This is a genomic window from Streptomyces sp. NPDC042346, assembly GCF_055581845.1.
Map to the genome: position 1 here is coordinate 46,816 of NZ_JBVJEH010000010.1, position 20,200 is coordinate 67,015.

The window sequence follows — 20,200 nt, forward strand, 5'->3', positions numbered from 1 at the left end:
TCCATGAGCACGACCGATACATCCGGTAAGCCCGGCACATCCGGTAAGCCCGGCACGGCTGACACGCCCGACACCCCCGGTGCACCCGGCGCGGCTGACGCGTCCGGCGCGGCGGAGACCGAGCGCAAGGCCGACGAAGCGGCCGGCGCCCAGCTCTCCACCGCCCCCGCCGAGGACCGCGGCGAGACCCCCCTCGGCGGACCCGTCCTCGGGGTCGTCGGCTGGATCCGCTGGTTCTGGCGGCAGCTGACCTCCATGCGGGTCGCGCTGATCCTGCTCTTCCTGCTCTCCCTCGGCGCCGTCCCCGGCTCCCTCATCCCGCAGACCAGCGCGGACGAGCTGAAGGTCCAGGCCTTCAAGGACGCCCACGAGACGCTCACGCCGATCTACGAGAAGCTCCAGTTCTTCGACGTCTACAGCTCCGTGTGGTTCTCCGCGATCTACATGCTGCTGTTCGTCTCCCTCATCGGCTGCATCGTGCCGCGCAGCTGGCAGTTCGTCGGCCAGCTCCGCAGCCGTCCGCCGGGCGCCCCCCGCCGCCTGGACCGGCTCCCCGCGTACACCACCTGGCGCACCGAGGCCGAGCCCGAGCAGGTCCGCGCGGCCGCGCTCGCCGTCCTCAAGGGCCGCCGGTTCCGCGCCCACACCGCCGGCGACGCGATCGCCGCCGAGAAGGGCTACCTGCGCGAGGCGGGCAACCTCCTCTTCCACGTCGCCCTGATCGTGATCCTCGTCGCCTTCGCCTGGGGCCAGCTCTTCAAGTCCGAGGGCGGCAAGCTGATCGTCGAGGGCGACGGCTTCTCCAACACGCTCACGCAGTACGACGACTTCAAGTCCGGCTCGCAGTTCGGTACGGAGGACCTGGAGCCGTTCACCTTCACCCTCGACGCCTTCGACGGCACGTACGAGAAGAGCGGCCCGCAGCGCGGCACCCCCCGCACCTTCGAGGCGAAGGTCCGGTACTCCGAGGCCGACGGCGCGGAGAAGAAGGCGGTCATCCGGGTCAACGAGCCGCTCAAGGTCGGTTCGTCCAAGGTCTATCTGATCGCCCACGGCTACGCGCCCGTCGTCACCGTCAAGGACGGCAGCGGCAAGACCGTCTACCACGGCGCCGTGCCGCTCCTGCCGATCGACAACAACATCACGTCGACCGGCGCGATCAAGGTGATGGACGGCTACCGCGCCGGGAACGGCAAGGGCAAGAAGGAGCAGCTGGGCTTCCAGGCCTTCTTCGTGCCGACCTTCGCGGGCGCGGGCGCGGGCACGATGTTCTCGCAGTTCCCGGCGCTCGACTTCCCGGTCATGGCACTCACCGGCTACCACGGCGACCTGCGCGTGAACTCCGGTCTGCCGCAGAACGTGTACCAGCTCGACAAGTCCAAGATGACCCAGTTCACGGACGAGTCGGGCAACAAGCTCGCCGACCGCCTGCTGCCCGGCGAGACGATGAAGCTCCCCGACGGGGCCGGCTCGATCACCTTCGAGAAGGACGTCAAGGAGTGGGCCAGCTTCCAGATCTCGCAGCAGCCGGGCAACGGCCTCGCCCTCGCGGGTGCGATCGCGGCGATCGCCGGTCTGGCCGGTTCGCTCTTCATCCAGCGGCGCCGGGTCTGGGTCCGTGCCGTACGGGGTGAGGACGGCGTGACCGTCGTCGAGATGGCCGGCCTCGGCCGGAGCGAGTCCGCCAGGCTCCCGGAGGAGCTGGGCGACCTCGCGGTCGCGCTCACGGCGCAGGCGCCCCCGGCTCACGACGCGCCGCCGCCCACAGCGCCAGAACTCGCGCCAGAACCCGCGCCAGAACTCGCGCCAGAACCCGCGGAAGAACCCGCAGAAGACCCTGCCCCTTCTGGAGAGGCCGACAAGTGATCCTCGCCGCCACCACCAACGAAGGCCTGGCGAAGATGAGCGACCTGCTCATCTACTCCTCCATGGCCGTCTACACCCTGGCCTTCTTCGCGCACATCGCCGAGTGGGTCCTCGGCAGCCGCAGCAAGGTCGGCCGCACCGCCGCCGCCCTCACGCGGCAGACCCCGGCCGCGGCTGCCGCCGTGACCGTCCAGGTCAAGCAGGCGGCCGGCGCCACCGCAGTCCTCGACAAGCCGAAGATCGTCACGCGCTCCGCGGCCGGCACCCGGGACGTCCCGGACGGCCCCGGCGCGTCCGGCGGCACCTTCAAGGGCGACCTGTACGGCCGGATCGCCGTCTCGCTCACCGTCCTCGCCTTCGCGGTCGAGGCGGCGGGTGTGGTCAGCCGGGCCCTCGCCGTGCAGCGCGCCCCCTGGGGCAACATGTACGAGTTCTCCACCACCTTCTCGACGGTGGCGGTCGGCGCGTACCTCGGCTTCCTCCTCGCCAAGAAGAACGTCCGCTGGATCGGCCTGCCGCTGGTCACCACCGTCCTGCTCGACCTGGGCCTCGCCACCACCTGGCTGAAGACCCCCAGCGACCAGCTGGTGCCGGCGCTCGACTCGTACTGGCTGTGGATCCACGTCTCGACCGCGATCTTCTGCGGCGCGGTGTTCTACCTCGCGGCCGTCGGCACCGTCCTGTACCTCTTCCGCGACTCGTACGAGAGCAAGCTCGCGAGCGGCGGCTCCCCGAGCGCCTTCGCCCGCTCCGTCCTGGAGCGGCTGCCCTCGGCGGCCTCGCTCGACAAGTTCGCGTACCGGGTCAACGCCGCCGTCTTCCCGCTGTGGACCTTCACGATCATCGCGGGCGCGATCTGGGCCGGCGACGCGTGGGGCCGCTACTGGGGCTGGGACGCCAAGGAGGTCTGGTCCTTCATCACGTGGGTCGGCTACGCGGCGTACCTGCACGCGCGCGCCACGGCCGGCTGGAAGGGGCGGAAGGCCGCGTACATCGCGCTCATCGCCTTCGGCTGCTTCCTCTTCAACTACTACGGCGTCAACATCTTCGTCACCAGCAAGCACTCCTACGCGGGCGTGGAGTAACGGAGCAGGTAGCGGAGTCGCGGTAGGCGCGGAGTCGCGGGCGGGGGACCCCGGGGCCACGCTGGAGGTATGAGCGAGATACCCCGGGGCAGGTGCGAGACCCACGACGGCGACACGCACCTGCTGCGGTACGTCATGGAGCTCCCGCATCCGCCGGCGGAGGTCTGGGAGGCCGTCTCGACCCCCGAGGGCCTGCCGGGCTGGCTGTGCGCGGCGGACCCGCTGGAGCCCCGGCTCGGCGGCCGGGTCACGCTCCGCTGGCTCAACAGTGAGACGGAGGTCTCGGGGCGGGTGACCGCCTGGGACCCCGAGTACGTCGCCGAGTACACGGTCGATCCGCCGCACGGCCGGATCCGGTTCCATCTGGAGCCGGGGTCCGGGAGCGGCGGGTCGACCGTGCTGCGTTTCACCAACGAGTTCCGGGGGACGCGGGAGTACCGGCTGGACTGCCTGGCGGGGTGGCACGACCACTTCGAGCGGCTTGCGGCGGCGCTGGAGGGCCGCCGGACGGACTGGGCCGCCTGGTCGCCCGAGCGGTGGCGGGACCTGCGGGCGCTGTACGAGCGGGACGAGGCGCCCTGGCCGAAGTGGGTGCCGTAGGCGGCGAGCTCCTCACCCCCGCTTCGGCGGCAGGCAGGACGTGCTCGGGGGGTTCTTCTCCGGCCAGGCGATCTGGACGAAGCGCTGGGAGCCGTCCAGGGCCAGCTCCACGATCGGGACGGCCTTGTTGTACGGGTTGCCGTAGTTGTCGAGGCAGATCCAGCCGCTCGCGCCCTGCACCCGCAGCGAGCCCTTCACCTGCGGCCACTGCGTGACCACGTCCGAGAGCTCCGGGTACCGGGCGTCGAGCGGTGTGGCCTGGCGGATCGCGTGGACGGCCGTCGCCATCGCGTCGTACGCGACGATCGCCTGCCCGTCCGCGAGCGCCACCGGCTTCTTCGAGGCGCGGGCGATGTCCGTCTCGAAGGTCGTGTACGCCACCACCGAACCGCCCGTCGCCGGGACCGTCCGCCCGGGCGCCGGCTTCCAGGCGTCGGGGTGGGCGAGCGCGGCGTAGCGGACGGTCAGCTTCGCCTTGAGCGCGTTCCGGTCGAGCTGCTTGTCGGCGCCCAGGTACGAGCCCTCGTCGCCGGTCAGGATCGTGAAGGCGCGGTCGGTGCAGCCCCGCGATCCCAGCGCGTTGATGAACTGGCGCAGCTGGGTGTGGCGGCCCGCGAAGAAGACCGTCTCGGCGCGGGTGTCGCAGATCAGGTGGGTGATCTGGCGGAAGGTGTTGGCGGTGGTGCCCTCGTCGGTCGGATCGGGCGGCGAGGTGAACAGCTGCGGCTCGTAGGGCGCGCCCTTGAGGGAGGCGGCGAAGGCGGACTTGAGGGTGTCCGTGTAGTGGTCGCCGCTGCGGGTGTCCTGGACGAGGAGGGCCTTGGCGGCGTTGACGCGGCCGAAGTGGGCGAGGGCCTTGGCCTCGTCGCTGTTGGTGGGGGAGACGCGGGCGAGGCCGGGGTAGCGGTTGTTCCCGGTGCCGGGGCCGTTGGCGATGTCGTCGGCGGTGATGGTGGTGCCGACGACGGCGATCCCGCCCTGGGTGAGGGCGGTCACGGCCTCCCGCATCGCGGTCGAGGAGGTGGCGACGCCGGAGACGACCCGCAGCCGGTCCGGGGCGCCGGTCATCGACGCGAGCTGCCGGGTGGTGGCCTGCCAGTGGGCGTTGCCCCGGCCGGTGTTGGCGAGGACGAGCCGGATCTTCGGGGTCTGGCTGTTGGACTCGTGGTTGGCGCGGTACTGGTAGGCGTAGGCGCCCTGGACCTCGTGGAGCACCTTGGTCCGCATGCCTCCGTCGGGGGAGGTCAGGGGCAGGAGCACGGCGACGGTCGCGTACTCGTCGGGCTTGAGCGTGGCGTTCTCGCGGCCGATGGCGCCGGCGACCTCGGTGAGTTCGGCGATGCCGAAGTCGTGGCCGTCGCCGTTGACGCCGACGCACTCGGAGCTGCCCTCGGGGCGTTCGACGCCGGCCGCGCAGGAACGGTCCTCCGGGGTGGTGAGCCGGGCGATCCCGTATCCGCCGAGACCGATGACGACGGCGGCCGTGGCGAGTGAGGCGACGAGCTTCTGGCGGGGGGTACGGACGCGGCGGCGCAGCCGGCCGGGAAGGCTGCCGGGGATGCGGCCGGGGATGCGGCCGGGGACACGGCCGGGGGCACGGTCGGGCATGGCGTCAGACTCCGTCCTCGCGGCCCGGCGGCAGCGAGAGCTCCCGCCAGGCGCGGATGTCGCGCGGCCAGTGGGTGGCCGCGTCCCAGAGCGAACCGCTGCCCGTCAGATGGCGGCCGGAGAGCCTGCGCAGTTCGTGCGCGAGGCGGTCGGCCACGTCGTCGTCGGGCAGTGCGAGCGGATCGGTGAGCAGCCATACGGCGTGCAGCAACCGCCGTACGGACAGGTGGAGTTCGGTGCTTTCGGGGTCGAGCCCGGAGAAGGCCGGGTCGCCGACCGGTTCCTGGCCCAGGGCGATCGCCCGGCGCGGGTCGGGCCCCGGCCGGCCGCGCTCGCGCGGGTACGGGGCGGCGGCGACGAACCGCAGCCGCCCGAGCCAGCCGAGGACGTCCTGCTCGGGGAAGGTGACCCGCAGGTGGGTGACGGCCTCCTCGGTGCGGCCGAGCGCGAGGTCGTGATGGAGGCGGTACGGGCCGGGCGCGGGCCCGTAATGCCGGTGCAGGGTCTCGTGGGCGGCGCGCCAGGCCGCGTAGCGCGGATGGTCGTCGTCCTCGAAGCGGAGCCGGTGGAGGAGCAGGGATCGCAGGAGGGGGTCGGCGACGAAGTGGCGGGGGCCCTCCTGCCAGTCCTCGGAGCGGAGCTGGTCGCGGACGCGCAGCGCCACGTCCCCGTCCAGGGACTCGCCCTGGAGGCGGGCGTGGGCGAGGAACCGTGCGGACTCCTCGTCGTGGGTGGCGGCGAGCACGGCGTACGGTCCGGGCCGCCGTACCGGGAGGAGTTCGGCGAGGAGGGTGGGGGCGACGGGCACCGGCGGGGCGTCCTCGCGCAGTTCCACCGTCAGGTCGAGGAGCCCGCCCGGGGTGAGGTCGGCCCGGAGCTCCGCGGGGGCCTCGCCGGCGGCCCGGCCGAGGAGGGCCACGCCGAGCGGCCGGCCGCCGGTCAACCGGTGGACGGCGCGGGCGAGTTCGGCGGGGGTGCGGCCGGCCGGGTCGTGGTGGTCGAAGGCGGTGCGGGTCTGGGCGGGGGAGAGCGGCGTGAGCTCGACGGCGAGGATGCCGGAGCCGACGCTCGTCCCGCGCGGGCAGGGCGCGCGGTGCGCGGTCTCCGGTAACCGGGTCCGGACGGCGTGCCGCAGGCCCTCGTGCTCGCGGACCCGGGAGGTGGCGAGGACGACGACCCGGTCGCGGCGGCCGTCGGCGCGGGCGCGCAGGATCGGCTCGACGAGCTGCCGGCCGAGCGGTTCGTGGGCGTTGTCGAAGAGCAGGAGGGGCCTCCCGATCCGGGTGCCGCGCCGGAGCCCCGTATAGGCGTGGAGCAGGTCCTCGGTGAGGGCGCCGACGAGGAAGTCCTCGGCCTCGCGGCGGCGCCGGCCGCCCTGCTCGAAGTCGATCGCGAGCTGCTGGAGCCCGGCTTTGCCCCGGCCGCCGGCGTTGCGATAACTGCCGTACCAGTTCTCGGAAGTGCGCTGGAACCGCCCGAAGACCTCCTCCAGGACGGTCTCCACCGTCGCCTCGGCGAGCAGCCCGGCGAGCGGCGCGGCGCTCTCCGCGAAGGTGGCGGCCAGCTTGGAGAGGACCTTGGAGACCCAGTTCCCGGCGGCGCCCTTCGTCGCGTCGACGGTCGCGAGCAGCGGCCCGAGCCGCTGGAGGTCGGTACGGGCCCGCTCGTCGTCCTCCTGGGACCAGCCGAGCGAGGCGACGGCCACGAGCCCCAGCGAGAGCCTCGGGAACTGCACGGGCTTCGCCGCGAGCACCTTCGGCGACAGCTGCACGGCCAGCTCGGTGAGCGCCCCGGTGACCTCGCTCCAGCCGGGCCCGTGCTCGGCGGGCGGCTCGACGTGGGCGCAGTCGAGCAGCGCGAGCGGCGTGTACCCCTTGTACCGGTTGCGGACCTCCTTGAGCAGGGCGGTCTTCCCCATGCCGCGCCCGCCGGTGAACACGGTCACGGGCGGATCGTCACCGTGCTCGTACGCGACCCGCGCGGCACCGTGCCGGGTGAGCCCGCTGAGCCGTGCGACCAGACCACCGTCGTGCAGGACCGCCTCGCGGCCGTAGAGCTCCCTGTCCACCCGCCACCCCCCTGCTTCCCCCTGCTACCCCACGAGATGCGCCCCGTCACATCTCAAATCAAGGATATCGACAGGGTGTTGGGATCACGTCAACCTTTGCGAGGTTGTTGTGAGGACCCGTCAGGGACCTTCGGCAGGGATCTGCCCAGCGGGGCAGGCCGCCTCACCGGGGCGAGCGCCTCGGTCGAGCGCCTCGGGCGCGCACCCGGTCGAGCGCCTCGGCCGAGTGCCGGGGGCGAGCACCCCGGTCGAGCGGCTCAGGCGAGGCCGTCCCAGCCCCAGCGCGGGGTGGGGCCGGGGTCGCCGAGGTCCGTACCCGGGGCGGAGGCCGAGACGTCCTCGGCGATCCGCGTGCCCCAGTCGAAGTACTCCAGCACCCGGCGGCGCAGCAGGGCGTCGTCCGGCAGCTCCTTCTCCACGGCCGCCGTCATCAACTCCATCCAGCGCAGCCGCTGCTCCTCGGTGATGCCGAGCCCGAGATGGGCCCGGAGGAGGGCCTGGTGCCCGCCGTGCTCCGCCGTGAACGCGGCCGGCCCCGAGAAGACCTCCGCCAGCCACACGGCCACGTGCTCCACATGGGTGGCGGTGAAGTCGGCGAAGACGGGTGCGAGGAGGGGGTCGGCCAGGACCCCCTCGTAGAACGTCTCGGAGAGCCGGCGCAGCGCGTCGGCGCCGCCCACGGCCTCGTACAGGGTGTTCGTGTGCTCGGCGCTCATGGAGGGCCTCCGGGATCAGGGATGTGTCCCGCCCCAGCTTTCCCGCAACAGGGCCTGGATCCAAGGATGTTCACTCTCGGCGGGGCTGATTGGTCTGCTGCCTCGCCGTCGCCGGATGGGTAACGACCGACGCAACGACCCACCACGTCACAGGTGTTCTGTCCCGGGAGGTTGTGGACGGGTGAGCCAGGTCTCGGCTGAGGGATCTTGAAGGGGCGTGACCCGGATGCGCGAAACCCGCCAGAACTTGATCTTGGCCTGCTGAGTGCCTGACGCTGTCGGGGATCTTGGCGATGACGGTCGGCCATGCCTTCGACATCTCAGTCTCCAAGATCCCCGACCTCGTCACCCGCGATCAGCTCTGCGTCTCCTCGCGGCGTCCAACAGCGGCCGCATCGGGTATGACGAGCAGCTTGCCGGTGGTACGCCGAGCCTCCAGATCGCTGTGGGCCTGGGCGGCCTCGGACAATGCGTAGCGGCCCGTTACGGTGACCTCAAGCGCCTTGGAGCGCACCCACTCGAACACATCGGCGGCCCGTCGGAGCAGTTCGGACCGATCGGCGACGAAGTCCCCGAGGCTGGGCCGGATCAGGGTCAGCGAACCGCCGTGGGCGAGCCGAATCGGATCAAACGGCGGCACGGCACCACTTGCCGCGCCGAAGAGCACGAGATGGCCGCGGGGTCGCAGGCTGGCGAGGCTCGCATCGAAGGTGTGCGCGCCGACGCCGTCGAAGACAACCGGCAGTCCCTGACCGCCGTTGAGCCGCCTCACCTCGGCTGCGAGATCGTCGACCGCGGAGGAAAGGATCACCTCAGCGGCCCCGGCACGCTTCGCCAGCTCGGCCTTCGCCGTGGTCGACGTCGTGCCGATCACCCTGCCGCCGAGATGGGTGATGAGCTGGGTCAAAAGCAGCCCCATGCCGCCGGCAGCCGCATGCACGAGCACCGTGTCGCCCCCCTGAACCGGGTAGGCGTCCTTGACGAGATAGTGCGCGGTCATGCCTTGGAGGAGCACGGCGGCGGCTGTCTCGAAGCCGATGTCGTCGGGCAGCGGCACCAGCCGGGAGGAGTCCACGACGGCCCGCTCGGCATACGTGCCGGGAATCTCCACCCAACCGACCCGGTCCCCGACTGCGACGTCAGCGACGCCGGGTCCGACTTCGACGACCGTGCCGGCGCCCTCAGCGCCCGGGGTGAAGGGCAGCGGGAGGCTGTACCGGCCTTCGCGGTGGTAGACGTCGAGGAAGTTGACCCCGGATGCGGCGACCTCCACGATCGCCTCGCCCGGACCCGGCCGCGGCTGGTCCACCTCGGCCTCCTGCAGCACCTCGGGACCGCCCACTTCGTACACCTGAATCGCTCGCATGACCCTCCAATAACGGCTCGTCCCCCACCAACCCCGTTGATGGCGATCCGATTCCCGGCAAGCAGACCAGCCCGCTGCCCCCGCCGAGAGCCGAGACGCCTGCTTTGCACCCGGGTCCGGGACAGGAGGCCGAGGCCGTCAAGGGCCGAGGAATGCACCACCCGCCGCTTCCGCACCGCCGTACGGCCACCCTCCATAACCGGCGTAGCCTCCGGCAGCTCCACCGCGCGGCGCACGAAATCGACCACCGCCTCCGGATACTCCTCCGGCCTCGGGAACCGGCCCCCTGCTCGACGAATGGGCCTACGCCCGCCCCTACCGGTCAGACATCGAACTCCGCGAAGCGTTCCCCGGCTGGCTCCGCTCCTGCAATCACCACCGCGGACACACCGCACTCACAGGCAAACCACCCGCAAGCCGCGTCCCCAACCTAGCGAGGCAATACAGCTAGGGCTCTTCTCCGATGTCCTCGTGCCAGAGGGCGGGGTGCGCGGCGATGAACTCGGTCATGAGCGTGACGCACGCGGGATCGTCGAGCACGATCACTTCGACGCCGTGCCGGGCGAGCCAGTCGTGCCCGCCGTGGAAGGTCTCGGCCTCGCCGATGACGATCCGTGAGATCCCGAACTGCCGGACGAGGCCGGAGCAGTACCAGCACGGCGACAGGGTCGTGACCATGGTCGTCCCCCGGTACGAGCGCTGCCGGCCGGCGGCCCGGAAGGCGGCGGTCTCGGCGTGCGTCGACGGGTCCCCGTCCTGCACGCGCCGATTGCGCCCGCGCCCGAGGAGCGCGCCGTCGGCCCCGTAGAGCGCGGCGCCGATGGGGATGCCGCCTTCGGCGAGCCCGGCCCGTGCTTCGGAGAGGGCTGTGGCCAGCCACCTGTGGGCCTGTTCGTGATCCATGCGGGGAGCCTTCCCCGCCGGACCCGGGCCGTCACACCTGCTGGGGGCCCTCGTTCGTCGGCAGCGGATCGACGACGAAGGTGCCCTTGCCGTGGACGGTCAGGATCAGGCCCCGCTCGCGCAGGACCCGGGCCGCGCGGCGCACCGTCAGGTAGGCGACGCCGTACTCCTCGGCAAGGTCCCGTTCGGCGGGCAGACGGGCGCCCGGGGCCAGCTCTCCTGCCGCGATACGGGCGGTGATGTGGTCGGCCACCGCGACGTACACCAGTTGGGGGCCCTGCGGGTCGAACTCGGGGATCTGGCTGCGGTCGGTCACACGACCAACGTAAGCATCGAAGACCTGTGCGAACCATTAGTGAGCTATGCAGAGCTATACATGCCTTATAGGCTCGTGTGACACGAGACCCCGGCGAGGTGGCTAGACCTCCCGGGGCATGGCCACCAACTATCAACGGAGTTGATGACGTGCGGAACACTATCGCGCGCGTACTGGGCAGGGTGCTGATCCCCCTTTTGCTCGGGCTGCTGATGCTGAGCCTGCCGCCCACCGGCAGGCACCGGCCTCGCCCGGTCACCCACCCGCGCCCGGCGGCGCCGACCCCCGGGCCCCGCCACCGCGCACCGACCCGGCGATCCCCCTACGCCCGGGAGCAGACCGCGCTCCTCGACGGCGCCCGGTCACCGCTGGAGCGCCCGTACCTGGCGGCGGACTCGGCCCGGGCCGTGCAGCGGCGGCGTCGGCGGGCGTTGTGGCTGGCCACGGTCGGGGTGGACGTCGACCACCGGAACATCCACGCCGGGAGCGCCCGATGAGCCGCTGCGGGGCGAGGCGGTCCGTGCTCGACGTCGCCGAGGTGGTGCGGCCGGTGTGGGGCGGCTCGGTCTGCGTACTCACCGCGGGGCACGAGGGCCCGCACCGCGACCGCGCGGGCGACGGCTGGTGGGTGACGCCGGAGGTCGCCGACGCGGTGACCGTGTCCCTGCTGACCCGCGCCCTCGCCTCCGCGCCGGAGCCGGAGTTCCGGTCGCCACGGTGCATCGTCGGCCGCCATGACCGCTGCCGGGACCACGTCCCCCGCGACAGCGGCGTACAAGGAGTCCGCTACCTCGTGTGCGAGTGCCTCTGCCATCCGGCGCCCCTCCGCTGACCGACGACTGCCCTTGTGCCGCCGCCCCGGCACAAGGGCCTCAGGGGTCAGAGTGCCCCGGCCTCGGCGTCCTGTCGCGCACCCTCGTCCATGCCGGGACTCTTCCCCCGGCGGACCGCCGACAGCACGGGCCGCTGCCGCCGATCGGTTGAGGCTCCGGGCCGTACCGGCCGGGTGCGGGGACGGCGGGCGGCGGGTGGCCTTAGCTGGCGGGGTGCTCTGCCGTCCTACTGAGAGGTCTCTGCCATGCGTTCCCTGCTGACCGCCCTCGCCGCCGGTGCCATCGTCTTCGGCACCGCCGGCGTCGCGAGTGCCGATGTGTACGTCGACTTCGAGCCGGAGGCCTCGCACACCATCGTCTTCGGTGACTGGCTCCAGTTCGCGAAGGACGACGTGTTCAACGCCGGCCGTGACAACACCGTCGGCTCCGACAACTGACGCCTCCCGTTCGTCACCGCGCCCCGGGAGCAGGCTTTCCGGGGCCGCAGGCGGGGTTCGGCGTAAGCCGCGTCCAACAGGCCGGCGCGTAGCGGCGTCCTGCCCTCATGCGTTCAGCGTCCGCCGCACGCTTCTGATCAGGTTCTGGGCGTCCGTTCCGAAGGCGGCGGATTCGCGGAGCGTCTTCCACGCTCGCAGGTAGAGCGCGAGGGAATCGGCATCGTCGAGCCATAGCTCCGCGTGCCAGTCCTCGGTGATCACGAGTCTCTCGTCGAGGACCCAGAAGCCGTTGGCGGTCGGGATCTTCAGGGGTGCCCCGAGCGGGATGATGCCGAGTTCCACCGTGTCCATCCCGATCACGCCTGTGAGACGGTCGAGCTGGGCTGCCAGCACCGAGGGAGGGCAGATGCGGGCGTGCAGCGCGGCTTCCCATACGAGCGCACGGAACTTCCTGCCCGACTCGTAGAGCCAATCCTGGCCCTTCACCCGCGCACGCACGGCCGACTCGGTGTCCCGCGGCGAGTTCTGGAGCTCTGCGGAGCGCGTGAAGACGTGCCGCGCGTATTCGGCTGTTTGCAGCATGCCCGGGACGACGGCCTGTTCCCACGCGTGGATGACCGTGGAGCGCGAGACCTCGGCGCTCCAGTTCTCCTGTACCGGCCGGTGTCCTGCGGCCAGCTGGCGGCGCCATGAACGGATGTGGGACTCGAACCCCCTGAGCCGGTTCTCCAGCTCTTCGCACGCCTCCGGCAGGCCGGTTGCCTCGGCCCAGGCCCTGAGGTCCTCGGGTGTCGCTGTCTGGCGTCCGTTCTCCAGCTTGGAGATCTTGGAACGGGGCCAGCCCAGCTGCTGAGCCAGCGCCGTACCGGTGAGCCGGCCGCCAGGGCCGGAGACGCGCAGTTCCCGGAGTCTCGCCCCGAGGGCTTCCCGCGCCTGCTGGTAGTCCGTGCTCACCGGTACACGCTAACCGCTATTCGCGTTGGGGCAGTTGTGCCGCGAACCGGCTGTACGGGGTGGCGTGGTGCATCGCAGCATCGCGCACCTGGACGTACCGCAGGACCTCGGACGGCTCCGTGATCACCTCGATGTCGAGCAGGTTGTCGGCGTCGTCGAAGTCGAGGAGCGCGACCAGGCGCGAGTCGAAGATCCAGAAGTCCTCGGCGGGCAGCCGAATCCGGTCGGCGTCCGCCCGCCACAGGTTCCGCACGTCCTCGCCCGTGGCGGCGTTGCACGCCGCGTAGCCCAGCAGGAACAACTGCCCTTGGGTGGGAGGGTCGTCGACGACGCGTACCCGCCCCACGGTCTTGCCGGTCGAGGTCTGGTGCCGGATGTTCGTGCACCACTCGCTGTCGAGGTCCCAGCGTCGCGGCATGGGTGTCCTCTCCACAGGTGGATGTCCGTTCAGCATCCCCGGAGCCCGGAGCCGCACACCAGAAGACGAAGGGCTTCGCATGAGAACGTACGAGAACATCTCGCCGGGAAGCGAGAACAGTCGAGAACACTGCGTGGTGCGCGTCAACTCCTCGTCCCTAGCGTCAGGTTCATGGAGAACGCCAAGACGACCATGTGCGACCCCGTCCACCTCACTCTCCCTTCCCCCGACCCGGAGCCGGTCGAAGGCTGTGCCGGCTGCGTCGAGCTCGCGAACGTGCGGGACCGCGCGCGGGCCGGCGGGGACTTCACCACCGTGTCCGACTGCAACGTCTTCCTGCGGCGGCACCCTCAGGGGCACACGTGATCACGGCCGACGACATCGGGAGGCGCGTCCAGGGCGGTGCCGGACGGGTCGGCATCCTGCGCGATGTCATCGCCGACTACGAGGACCCGGCGGAGCTCCCCGGTGAGCGCCGGAAGCGGGCCATGGCGTTCCTGGGGGCCGAGCGCGGTGACAGGGAGTGGGCGGTCCCGCCGGACGCGGTCGCGCCGGCCGCGGCGGGCCCCCGGGGAGGGCGCCCTGTCGGCCCTTCACCAGTGCGATAGGGGGCGTGAACCGGCGTGCGGGGGAGGTGAAGGGGAGTGCGGCGGGCGGTGGGGTGGCTGCTGGAGGTGGGTCATTACGCGACATCGTCACGGAACGCTATCGTCCGGTGACTATGAGGATGGATGACTTAGCTCTGGCAGCCGCTTCCGCCGCCGTCGTCCTGCTTGCCGTCCCGGCGCCGGTGCACGCGGCTTCGGTTGCGGCTCCGCACAAGTGCGAGAAGGGAGAGGTCGATTCCCGTGGCCGCTCCTCCGTCGACGGCAACGAGATCGCGTGGGACGACGAGTCGAAGTTCGACGACGCGCGCAAGCATGCGGTCAAGGTCTGGACGGCGGGCACGCTCAAGCAGGTGAAGATCAAGGCCGACGGGGCGACGTCGTACGCCGACCTGGAGTGGCGGGACGCCAACAGCGTCACCGGCAAGTGGAGCGACGTGTACGGCATGTGGGCCGCGAGGCACGGGACGGATCACCTGTTGCTCAATCGCGCCTACCTGGACGACGGGAAGCGGTACGGCAAGACCGAGCATCGCAGGCGGGTCGCCGCCCACGAGCTGGGCCACGCGCTGGGGTTCTGCCACAAGGAGTACGGGTACGGGATGTACCCCTCGCTGCTGTGGGCGGACTACGGCCACATCGAGGGGAAGCGGATCGACGCTCCGACCTCGCACGACGTCAATGCCTATCACGCACTGTGGGGATGAGTATGAGCACGAGCAGGAAAGCGATGGCTTTGGCGGCGGGAGCCGTGGTCGCCGGGGCGCTGGCGCTGGGCGGCTGGTTCGGCTACCAGCAGCTGGAGGAGCAGGTCGGGGCGGGCGAGGTCCTGCGGGGCTATGACGCCACCAGCCCGGCCGGCACCGCCCCCCACACCGAGAACGTCTTCGCCGGACGCGTCGCCGCGTTCGAGGAGCAGCGCGACATCGAGGGGTGGACACAGGACGTCTACCAGGTCGAAGTCGCCTCCGTCCTGCGGGGGACCGTGCACGGGACGGTCCGCGTGACGTACGGCCTCGACGAGGGCACCGCCGACCGGCTGGAGGAAGGCAGCACGTACGTGTTCGCCACTCACGCCTGGGCGGACGCCACGAAGGACGGTCACGCGCAGCTGTACCAGGGCGACATGAAGCCCGTGGACGACGCGCAGTTGGCCGTGTGGCGGAAGGCGGTCGCCCTTCCGATGGCGCCGCGGTAGTCGGGCGCGGGCGGCCCCGGGGGATTACCTGGCAGGTCATCGACCCCTGTGCGTGTCGATGCCACGATCAGTTGCACAAGGAGCCCGAACGACCGGAAGGACATCACCACCATGACCGCCTACGCCATAGCGAAGCTGTTCAACGTGACTCCGCACATCGAGGTCGTCGAGTACATCGAGCGCATCTCCGCCACCTTCGAGCCGTACGGCGGCCGCTTCCTCGTGCACGGGGCGACGCACGAGGTGAAGGAGGGCAACTGGCCCGGGCCGGTGGTGGTGATCGGGTTCCCCGGGATCGCCGAGGCGCGGGCCTGGTGGGACTCGCCCGCGTACCAGGAGATCGCGCCGATGCGGTTCCGGCACATCGACGGCGACATCGTCCTGGTCGACGGCACCCCTGACGGCTACGACCCGGCCGCCACCGCGAAGGGCCTGCGGGACGCCCTGCCCGCCGACTAGGCCGCGCCCATCGGCCGCCCCGCATCGGCTCTGCCGATGGACCGCCCATCGGCCGCGCCGATCGGCGTCATCGGGAGGACGCCCCACTGGCTCGTGGACCGTCCCCGGCCCCCGCTCGTAGCGTCGCAGTCATGAGAAACGAGACCAGGGGAACCGTCGAACTCACCCTCGCCATGGTGCTCTCCGGCACTCTCGGCGTCTTCGTCGTCGAGTCCGGGGCATCGCCCTTCGAGGTGGTGTTCTTCCGGTGCTTGTTCGGGGCCGTCGCACTCGGGGCGTACAGCCTCGCCCGGGGGTTCTTCACCGGGCACGGGTTCACCGCGAAGAAGCTGGGGCTCGCCGCCCTCGGCGGCGTGTTCATCGTCTTCAACTGGGTGTTCCTCTTCGAGGCTTACGAGGCCACCTCGATCTCCCTCGCCACCGTCGTCTACCACACGCAGCCGTTCTTCCTCGTGCTGCTCGGGGCGGTGTTCATGCGGGAGCGGATCTCCGCGGCCAAGCTGGGGTGGCTCGCTCTCGCCTTCTTCGGGCTCGTGCTCGTCTCCGGTGTGCGGCCCGGGGACACCGCCTCCCTCAAGGGGCTCGGGTTCGCGCTCGCCGCCGCCGTGCTCTACGCCCTCGCGACCTTCGTCACCAAGCGCGTCACCGGCGTACGGCCGCATCTCGTCGCGCTCGTCCAGGTCCTCGTCGGCCTGCCGCTGCTCCTGCCCTTCGCCGACTTCGGCGCCGCCGCCGGGCTCGGGGGCGGATGGTTCTGGCTCGTCGGGCTCGGGCTGATCCACACCGGGCTGATGTACGTGCTCATGTACGCCGCTTACGCCAAGCTGCCCACCGCCAAGATCGCCGTCCTCGCCTTCACCTACCCCGCCGTCGCCATGGGCGTCGACTGGGCGGTGTACGGGCACCACATCGGGCTCGTTCAGGCGCTCGGCGTGCCGCTCATCGTCCTCGCCAGCCTCAAGGTCACGCTGGCAGGCAAGGCCACGCCGGCCGGCACGGTCAGGTCGGGCGGCGCGGTCACGCCGGCCGCCACGGTCACGCCGGGCGGCTCTGCTCGGACACCAGTCGCCGCGCCTGCTCCACGAACAGCCGGACATGCGCCGGAAGCTTCTTCCCCCGTCGCCACGCGAGCTGTGTGAAGAGGGTGAAGGGGGCTTCCCAGTCCAGGGCGATCAGGGTGCCGGAGGTCAGTTCCTCCGCCACCGCCACCTGGGGGAGGAGAGCTATCCCCAGGCCCGACGTCACTCCGCGCTTCGTCGCCTCGATCGTGCCGAACTCCATGAACGGCGGCGCCCACTCCCGCAGCTCCTCCTCGAAGAGGTCGCGGTACGGGCAGCCCGGTTCGGTGCCCACCAGGTGGGCCGCCGCCAGGTCCGCGCTCGTCAGCCCCGTACGGCCCGCCAGGGGGTGGCCCGGGCCGGCGACCAGGACCAGGGGTTCGGGTGCGAGGACCTCCGACTCCAGGCCCTCGTGCTCCGTGTCGGGCTCCATCAGGAAGCCCACGTCGTACGTGCCCTGCCGCAGCGCCTGCCGGGTCGCGTCGCCGAGCGTCGGGCGCAGCGTCAGCCGCACCTTCGGGTAGCGGTGGTGGAAGTACTCCAGAAGCGGCGGCAGGCGGTACGAGGTGAGGGACTCCATCGTGCCGACCGCGATCGTTCCCGACGGGTCCCCCGCGCTCGCGACGGCCGCCCTGGCCTCCTCGGCCAGCTCCGTCATCCTGCGGGCGTACGGCAGGAGCCGCTCCCCGGCCTCGGTGAGCCGGATGCGGCTGCCGAGCCGCTCGAAGAGCTCCACGCCGAGCGAGGTCTCCAGGGAGCGGATCTGACCGGTGACGCTGGACTGGGCATAGCCCAGGTCGGCGGCGGCACGGGTGAAGGAGAGGACGTCGGCGACCTTCTCGAAGGTGACGAGGAGCCTGAGCTCCATCACGCGTCGGAGTCCTCGCCGCTCTCGCGCTTCTTCAGCTCTTCCTCGCGGCGGCGCAGGTCCGCCTCCCAGTCCTTGAGCGCGGCCGCCTCGTCCGGGCCCTCCTGCTTGAGGGCGGACGCCTCGTCCGGGCCCTCCTGCTTCAGGGACTTCAGGAACTCCGGGTTGTCGTCGGGGGCCACCCAGCCGCCCGCACGGCCCCGCGCTCCGGCGGGGCGCCGCACCTTGCCCGCGAAGAACCAGACGATCGGCCCGACGATCCAGAACAGCAGGATGATGATGACCCAGACCACCTTCGGCAGGTGCTTGGTCTCTTCTTCCGGCGTGTTCAGGCAGTCGATGAAGGCGTAGATCGTCAGCGCCAGCGGCAGGATGTACAACAGCGCCCTGAGCATGTGGGACGGCCCCCTGGAAGCGGTGGCGGAGGCGCGTTTCGGCGGCCCCGGTGACAGGTCAAGGGTAGCCGGTGACCGATACTGGCCCTTATGGCTTACGACGATCTCCGCTCGCTGCTCAGGGCCCTTGAGCGCGAAGGCGACCTCAAGCGCATCAAGGCCGAAGTCGACCCGTACCTGGAGGTCGGGGAGATCGTCGACCGGGTGAACAAGGCAGGAGGCCCGGCGCTTCTCTTCGAGAACGTCAAGGGCTCCTCGATGCCGCTCGCGATGAACGTCTTCGGGACCGACCGCCGGCTGCTCAAGGCCCTCGGCCTGAAGTCGTACGGCGAGATCAGCGAGAAGATCGGCGGGCTGCTCAAGCCCGAACTTCCGCACGGTTTCGTCGGGGTCCGCGAGGCCTTCGGCAAGCTCGGCTCGATGGTCCACGTGCCGCCGAAGAAGGTGAAGGCCGAGAACGCCCCCGTGCAGGAGGTCGTCCTCACCGGGGACGACGTCGATCTCGACCTGCTTCCCGCGCTGTTCACCTGGCCCAAGGACGGCGGCTCCTTCTTCAACCTCGGGCTCACCCACACCAAGCACCCCGAGACGGGTGTGCGGAACCTCGGGCTCTACCGCCTCCAGCGCCACGACAAGCGCACCATCGGCATGCACTGGCAGATCCACAAGGACAGCCGCAATCACTACGCCGTCGCGGCCGCCCGCGGCGAGCGGCTGCCGGTCGCCATCGCCTTCGGCTGCCCGCCGGCCGTGACGTACGCGTCGACGGCCCCGCTGCCCGGCGACATCGACGAGTACCTCTTCGCCGGCTTCGTGCAGGGCAAGCGGATCGAGATGGTCGACTGCAAGACCGTGCCGCTCCAGGTTCCCGCGCAGGCCGAGGTCGTCATCGAGGGGTGGCTGGAACCGGGCGAGACGCTGCCGGAGGGTCCCTTCGGCGACCACACCGGCTTCTACACGCCGCAGGAACCGTTCCCCGCGCTGAAGATCGACTGCGTGACCATGCGGAAGCGTCCGCTGCTCCAGTCGATCGTCGTCGGCCGGCCGCCGACCGAGGACGGGCCGCTCGGGCGGGCCACGGAGCGGTTCTTCCTGCCGCTCCTCAAGATCATCGTGCCGGACATCGTCGACTACCACCTGCCGGAGTCGGGCGGCTTCCACAACTGCGCGATCGTCTCGATCGACAAGAAGTACCCGAAGCACGCGCAGAAGGTCATGCACGCCATCTGGGGCGCGCACATGATGTCGCTGACCAAGCTGATCATCGTGGTCGACAAGGACTGCGATGTGCATGATCTTCACGAGGTGTCCTGGCGGGCGCTCGGGAACACCGACTACGCCCGTGACCTGACGGTGGTGGAGGGGCCGGTCGATCACCTCGACCACGCCTCCTACCAGCAGTTCTGGGGCGGCAAGGCCGGTATCGACGCGACCAAGAAGCTGCCCGAGGAGGGCTACACCCGGGACGGCGGCTGGCCGGACATGGTGGAGTCGGACCCGGCGACGGCGGCCCTCGTGGACCGCCGCTGGAAGGAGTACGGGCTGTGACCACGGCCGCCGTACCGGGCGCACAGCCGGGACGTACGAAGGCGTTCCTGCGCCTCGTGATGATCGAGCACTCGGTCTTCGCGCTGCCCTTCGCGTACACCGCCGCGCTCACCGCGATGTTCCAGCTCGACGGGAACATCCACTGGTGGACGCTCTTCCTCGTCACCGTCTGCATGGTGGGCCTGCGGACCTTCGCCATGGCCTGCAACCGGATCATCGACCGCGAGATCGACGCCCGCAATCCGCGGACGGCGGGGCGCGAGCTGGTGACCGGTGCGGTGTCCGTGCGGTCCGCGTGGACCGGGGCCGGGATCGCCGTCGTGGTGTTCCTGGGGGCCGCGGCCCTCCTCAACCCGCTCTGCCTGGCGCTCGCGCCGCTCGCCGTCATCCCGATGGTCGTCTACCCGTACGGCAAGCGGTTCACGAACTTCCCGCACGCGATCCTCGGGCTCGCCCAGGCCATAGGGCCCATCGGCGCCTGGCTCGCGGTCACCGGCGAGTGGTCCTGGGACGCGGTCCTCCTGGGCCTCGCGGTCGGCGTCTGGATCGGCGGCTTCGACCTGATCTTCGCCTGCCAGGACGTCCAGGCGGACCGCGCCCACGGCGTGATGTCCGTCCCGGCGCGCTTCGGCATTCCGGCGGCCCTGTGGGGCGCACGCGCCTCGGCGGTCGTGACGACGGGTCTGCTCGTCTGGTACGCGCTGGCGACGGACGCGGGCGGCTTCTTCTGGGTCGGCCTCGTGATCGTGGCGGCCGCGTTCTGTTACGAGCACTCGATCGTGAAGCCGACCGACCTGTCCCGGCTGAACCGGGCGTTCTTCACGGTCAACGGCTTCATCGGGATGGCGCTCTTCGTGTGCGCCCTGCTGGATCTGCTGGTCCGCGGGCTCACGCCGTAG

23 protein-coding genes and 2 pseudogenes are annotated in these 20,200 nt (G+C 71.0%); 15 read left to right on the forward strand and 10 right to left on the reverse strand.

Features of this window, described 5'->3' with window-relative positions; translation table 11 throughout:
- Nucleotides 1-3: 3 nt before the first annotated feature.
- The 3 genes from resB (at nt 4) to ACZ6K0_RS31975 (ending at nt 3,551) form a co-directional block, all read left to right on the forward strand.
- Nucleotides 4-1,866, forward strand: a complete 1,863-nt coding sequence (resB, locus tag ACZ6K0_RS31965; RefSeq protein WP_469233101.1) for a cytochrome c biogenesis protein ResB — start codon at nt 4-6, stop codon at nt 1,864-1,866.
- Entirely contained in the window at nt 1,863-2,951 is a 1,089-nt protein-coding gene (gene ccsB / locus ACZ6K0_RS31970) for a c-type cytochrome biogenesis protein CcsB (RefSeq protein WP_469233103.1), read from the forward strand. The genes resB and ccsB overlap by 4 nt, the downstream gene beginning before the upstream one ends.
- Before the next feature lie 69 nt (nt 2,952-3,020).
- On the forward strand, nt 3,021-3,551 hold the full coding sequence (locus ACZ6K0_RS31975; RefSeq protein ID WP_376403163.1) for an SRPBCC domain-containing protein: 531 nt from the start codon (nt 3,021-3,023) through the stop codon (nt 3,549-3,551).
- Between the two features lie 12 nt (nt 3,552-3,563).
- Here the strand turns inward: ACZ6K0_RS31975 and ACZ6K0_RS31980 are convergent, their stop codons facing one another.
- The 4 genes from ACZ6K0_RS31980 to ACZ6K0_RS31995 form a co-directional block, all read right to left on the reverse strand.
- Nucleotides 3,564-5,159, reverse strand: a complete 1,596-nt coding sequence (locus ACZ6K0_RS31980; protein WP_469233105.1) for a hypothetical protein — start codon at nt 5,157-5,159, stop codon at nt 3,564-3,566.
- Between the two features lie 4 nt (nt 5,160-5,163).
- Nucleotides 5,164-7,227 carry a hypothetical protein gene (locus tag ACZ6K0_RS31985; protein WP_469233106.1) on the reverse strand — a complete coding sequence of 688 codons (2,064 nt, stop codon included), beginning with the start codon at nt 7,225-7,227 and terminating at the stop codon, nt 5,164-5,166.
- 257 nt (nt 7,228-7,484) lie between these two features.
- Nucleotides 7,485-7,943 (reverse strand): group II truncated hemoglobin, encoded by a 459-nt coding sequence (locus ACZ6K0_RS31990; RefSeq protein WP_469233108.1) that lies wholly within the window; start codon nt 7,941-7,943, stop codon nt 7,485-7,487.
- Between the two features lie 355 nt (nt 7,944-8,298).
- Nucleotides 8,299-9,309 (reverse strand): quinone oxidoreductase family protein, encoded by a 1,011-nt coding sequence (locus ACZ6K0_RS31995; protein ID WP_469233110.1) that lies wholly within the window; start codon nt 9,307-9,309, stop codon nt 8,299-8,301.
- A gap of 286 nt (nt 9,310-9,595) precedes the next feature.
- On the opposite strand from ACZ6K0_RS31995, the pseudogene ACZ6K0_RS32000 reads away from it, so the two are divergent.
- A pseudogene (locus ACZ6K0_RS32000) lies at nt 9,596-9,760 on the forward strand (IS481 family transposase); the annotation flags it as partial.
- On the opposite strand, the gene ACZ6K0_RS32005 reads toward ACZ6K0_RS32000, so the two are convergent.
- Together ACZ6K0_RS32005 and ACZ6K0_RS32010 are read right to left on the reverse strand one after the other, a co-directional pair.
- Nucleotides 9,757-10,212 carry a nucleoside deaminase gene (locus tag ACZ6K0_RS32005; RefSeq protein WP_469233111.1) on the reverse strand — a complete coding sequence of 152 codons (456 nt, stop codon included), beginning with the start codon at nt 10,210-10,212 and terminating at the stop codon, nt 9,757-9,759. The pseudogene ACZ6K0_RS32000 and the gene ACZ6K0_RS32005 sit on opposite strands and share 4 nt — an antisense overlap.
- Nucleotides 10,213-10,243: 31 nt before the next feature.
- Complete coding sequence (locus tag ACZ6K0_RS32010; protein WP_469233113.1) at nt 10,244-10,528, reverse strand: GntR family transcriptional regulator; 285 nt, start codon at nt 10,526-10,528, stop codon at nt 10,244-10,246.
- A 149-nt stretch (nt 10,529-10,677) separates the two neighbouring features.
- On the opposite strand from ACZ6K0_RS32010, the gene ACZ6K0_RS32015 reads away from it, so the two are divergent.
- The 3 genes from ACZ6K0_RS32015 (at nt 10,678) to ACZ6K0_RS32025 (ending at nt 11,798) form a co-directional block, all read left to right on the forward strand.
- Nucleotides 10,678-11,025 carry a hypothetical protein gene (locus tag ACZ6K0_RS32015; RefSeq protein WP_469233115.1) on the forward strand — a complete coding sequence of 116 codons (348 nt, stop codon included), beginning with the start codon at nt 10,678-10,680 and terminating at the stop codon, nt 11,023-11,025.
- Nucleotides 11,022-11,360 carry a hypothetical protein gene (locus ACZ6K0_RS32020; protein ID WP_469233117.1) on the forward strand — a complete coding sequence of 113 codons (339 nt, stop codon included), beginning with the start codon at nt 11,022-11,024 and terminating at the stop codon, nt 11,358-11,360. Before ACZ6K0_RS32015 ends, ACZ6K0_RS32020 begins: the two co-directional genes overlap by 4 nt.
- 246 nt (nt 11,361-11,606) lie before the next feature.
- Nucleotides 11,607-11,798: a hypothetical protein gene (locus ACZ6K0_RS32025; protein ID WP_376403144.1), complete on the forward strand. Its 192-nt coding sequence runs from the start codon at nt 11,607-11,609 to the stop codon at nt 11,796-11,798.
- 105 nt (nt 11,799-11,903) lie between these two features.
- Here the strand turns inward: ACZ6K0_RS32025 and ACZ6K0_RS32030 are convergent, their stop codons facing one another.
- Nucleotides 11,904-12,752, reverse strand: coding sequence for a helix-turn-helix domain-containing protein (locus tag ACZ6K0_RS32030; protein ID WP_469233118.1), 849 nt, complete (start codon nt 12,750-12,752; stop codon nt 11,904-11,906).
- A gap of 16 nt (nt 12,753-12,768) precedes the next feature.
- A pseudogene (locus ACZ6K0_RS32035) lies at nt 12,769-13,155 on the reverse strand (DUF6879 family protein); the annotation flags it as partial.
- Nucleotides 13,156-13,341: 186 nt separating this feature from the next.
- Between ACZ6K0_RS32035 and ACZ6K0_RS32040 the strand changes: the two are divergent.
- From ACZ6K0_RS32040 to ACZ6K0_RS32065, 6 genes are all read left to right on the forward strand, one after another.
- Nucleotides 13,342-13,536 carry a hypothetical protein gene (locus ACZ6K0_RS32040; protein WP_376403358.1) on the forward strand — a complete coding sequence of 65 codons (195 nt, stop codon included), beginning with the start codon at nt 13,342-13,344 and terminating at the stop codon, nt 13,534-13,536.
- Nucleotides 13,533-13,778, forward strand: a complete 246-nt coding sequence (locus tag ACZ6K0_RS32045; protein ID WP_469233120.1) for a hypothetical protein — start codon at nt 13,533-13,535, stop codon at nt 13,776-13,778. Before ACZ6K0_RS32040 ends, ACZ6K0_RS32045 begins: the two co-directional genes overlap by 4 nt.
- Before the next feature lie 119 nt (nt 13,779-13,897).
- Nucleotides 13,898-14,482, forward strand: a complete 585-nt coding sequence (locus ACZ6K0_RS32050) for a zinc metalloprotease (RefSeq protein WP_376403136.1) — start codon at nt 13,898-13,900, stop codon at nt 14,480-14,482.
- Nucleotides 14,483-14,505: 23 nt separating this feature from the next.
- Entirely contained in the window at nt 14,506-14,973 is a 468-nt protein-coding gene (locus tag ACZ6K0_RS32055) for a hypothetical protein (RefSeq protein ID WP_469233123.1), read from the forward strand.
- Between the two features lie 111 nt (nt 14,974-15,084).
- A complete protein-coding gene (locus tag ACZ6K0_RS32060; protein ID WP_376403131.1) occupies nt 15,085-15,432 on the forward strand; it encodes a DUF1330 domain-containing protein in 348 nt (115 codons plus the stop codon).
- A 131-nt stretch (nt 15,433-15,563) separates the two neighbouring features.
- A complete protein-coding gene (locus tag ACZ6K0_RS32065; RefSeq protein ID WP_469233125.1) occupies nt 15,564-16,571 on the forward strand; it encodes a DMT family transporter in 1,008 nt (335 codons plus the stop codon).
- Here ACZ6K0_RS32065 and ACZ6K0_RS32070 read toward each other — a convergent pair.
- On the reverse strand, nt 16,468-17,358 hold the full coding sequence (locus ACZ6K0_RS32070; protein WP_469233464.1) for a LysR family transcriptional regulator: 891 nt from the start codon (nt 17,356-17,358) through the stop codon (nt 16,468-16,470). The genes ACZ6K0_RS32065 and ACZ6K0_RS32070 overlap by 104 nt on opposite strands.
- Nucleotides 17,358-17,753 carry a PLD nuclease N-terminal domain-containing protein gene (locus tag ACZ6K0_RS32075; RefSeq protein WP_376403125.1) on the reverse strand — a complete coding sequence of 132 codons (396 nt, stop codon included), beginning with the start codon at nt 17,751-17,753 and terminating at the stop codon, nt 17,358-17,360. The genes ACZ6K0_RS32070 and ACZ6K0_RS32075 overlap by 1 nt, the downstream gene beginning before the upstream one ends.
- Nucleotides 17,754-17,843: 90 nt before the next feature.
- On the opposite strand from ACZ6K0_RS32075, the gene ACZ6K0_RS32080 reads away from it, so the two are divergent.
- Together ACZ6K0_RS32080 and mqnP are read left to right on the forward strand one after the other, a co-directional pair.
- Nucleotides 17,844-19,301: a menaquinone biosynthesis decarboxylase gene (locus tag ACZ6K0_RS32080; RefSeq protein ID WP_376403122.1), complete on the forward strand. Its 1,458-nt coding sequence runs from the start codon at nt 17,844-17,846 to the stop codon at nt 19,299-19,301.
- The gene (gene mqnP / locus ACZ6K0_RS32085) at nt 19,298-20,200 is read left to right on the forward strand and encodes a menaquinone biosynthesis prenyltransferase MqnP (RefSeq protein ID WP_376403119.1); all 903 of its coding nucleotides are present in this window, start codon (nt 19,298-19,300) and stop codon (nt 20,198-20,200) included. Before ACZ6K0_RS32080 ends, mqnP begins: the two co-directional genes overlap by 4 nt.

Bases quoted from the DNA above. Each gene is read 5' to 3' on its own strand.
- ACZ6K0_RS32050 (WP_376403136.1), top strand. From the start codon at position 13,898: ATGGATGACTTAGCTCTGGCAGCCGCTTCCGCCGCCGTCGTCCTGCTT.
- ACZ6K0_RS31995 (WP_469233110.1), bottom strand. From the start codon at position 9,309: ATGCGAGCGATTCAGGTGTACGAAGTGGGCGGTCCCGAGGTGCTGCAG.
- ACZ6K0_RS32070 (WP_469233464.1), bottom strand. From the start codon at position 17,358: ATGGAGCTCAGGCTCCTCGTCACCTTCGAGAAGGTCGCCGACGTCCTC.
- ACZ6K0_RS31980 (WP_469233105.1), bottom strand. From the start codon at position 5,159: ATGCCCGACCGTGCCCCCGGCCGTGTCCCCGGCCGCATCCCCGGCCGC.
- ACZ6K0_RS32080 (WP_376403122.1), top strand. From the start codon at position 17,844: ATGGCTTACGACGATCTCCGCTCGCTGCTCAGGGCCCTTGAGCGCGAA.
- ACZ6K0_RS32040 (WP_376403358.1), top strand. From the start codon at position 13,342: ATGGAGAACGCCAAGACGACCATGTGCGACCCCGTCCACCTCACTCTC.
- ACZ6K0_RS32005 (WP_469233111.1), bottom strand. From the start codon at position 10,212: ATGGATCACGAACAGGCCCACAGGTGGCTGGCCACAGCCCTCTCCGAA.
- ACZ6K0_RS32075 (WP_376403125.1), bottom strand. From the start codon at position 17,753: ATGCTCAGGGCGCTGTTGTACATCCTGCCGCTGGCGCTGACGATCTAC.
- ACZ6K0_RS32025 (WP_376403144.1), top strand. From the start codon at position 11,607: ATGCGTTCCCTGCTGACCGCCCTCGCCGCCGGTGCCATCGTCTTCGGC.
- ACZ6K0_RS32020 (WP_469233117.1), top strand. From the start codon at position 11,022: ATGAGCCGCTGCGGGGCGAGGCGGTCCGTGCTCGACGTCGCCGAGGTG.
- ACZ6K0_RS31975 (WP_376403163.1), top strand. From the start codon at position 3,021: ATGAGCGAGATACCCCGGGGCAGGTGCGAGACCCACGACGGCGACACG.
- resB (WP_469233101.1), top strand. From the start codon at position 4: ATGAGCACGACCGATACATCCGGTAAGCCCGGCACATCCGGTAAGCCC.
- ACZ6K0_RS31990 (WP_469233108.1), bottom strand. From the start codon at position 7,943: ATGAGCGCCGAGCACACGAACACCCTGTACGAGGCCGTGGGCGGCGCC.
- ACZ6K0_RS32065 (WP_469233125.1), top strand. From the start codon at position 15,564: ATGAGAAACGAGACCAGGGGAACCGTCGAACTCACCCTCGCCATGGTG.
- ACZ6K0_RS32055 (WP_469233123.1), top strand. From the start codon at position 14,506: ATGGCTTTGGCGGCGGGAGCCGTGGTCGCCGGGGCGCTGGCGCTGGGC.
- ACZ6K0_RS32060 (WP_376403131.1), top strand. From the start codon at position 15,085: ATGACCGCCTACGCCATAGCGAAGCTGTTCAACGTGACTCCGCACATC.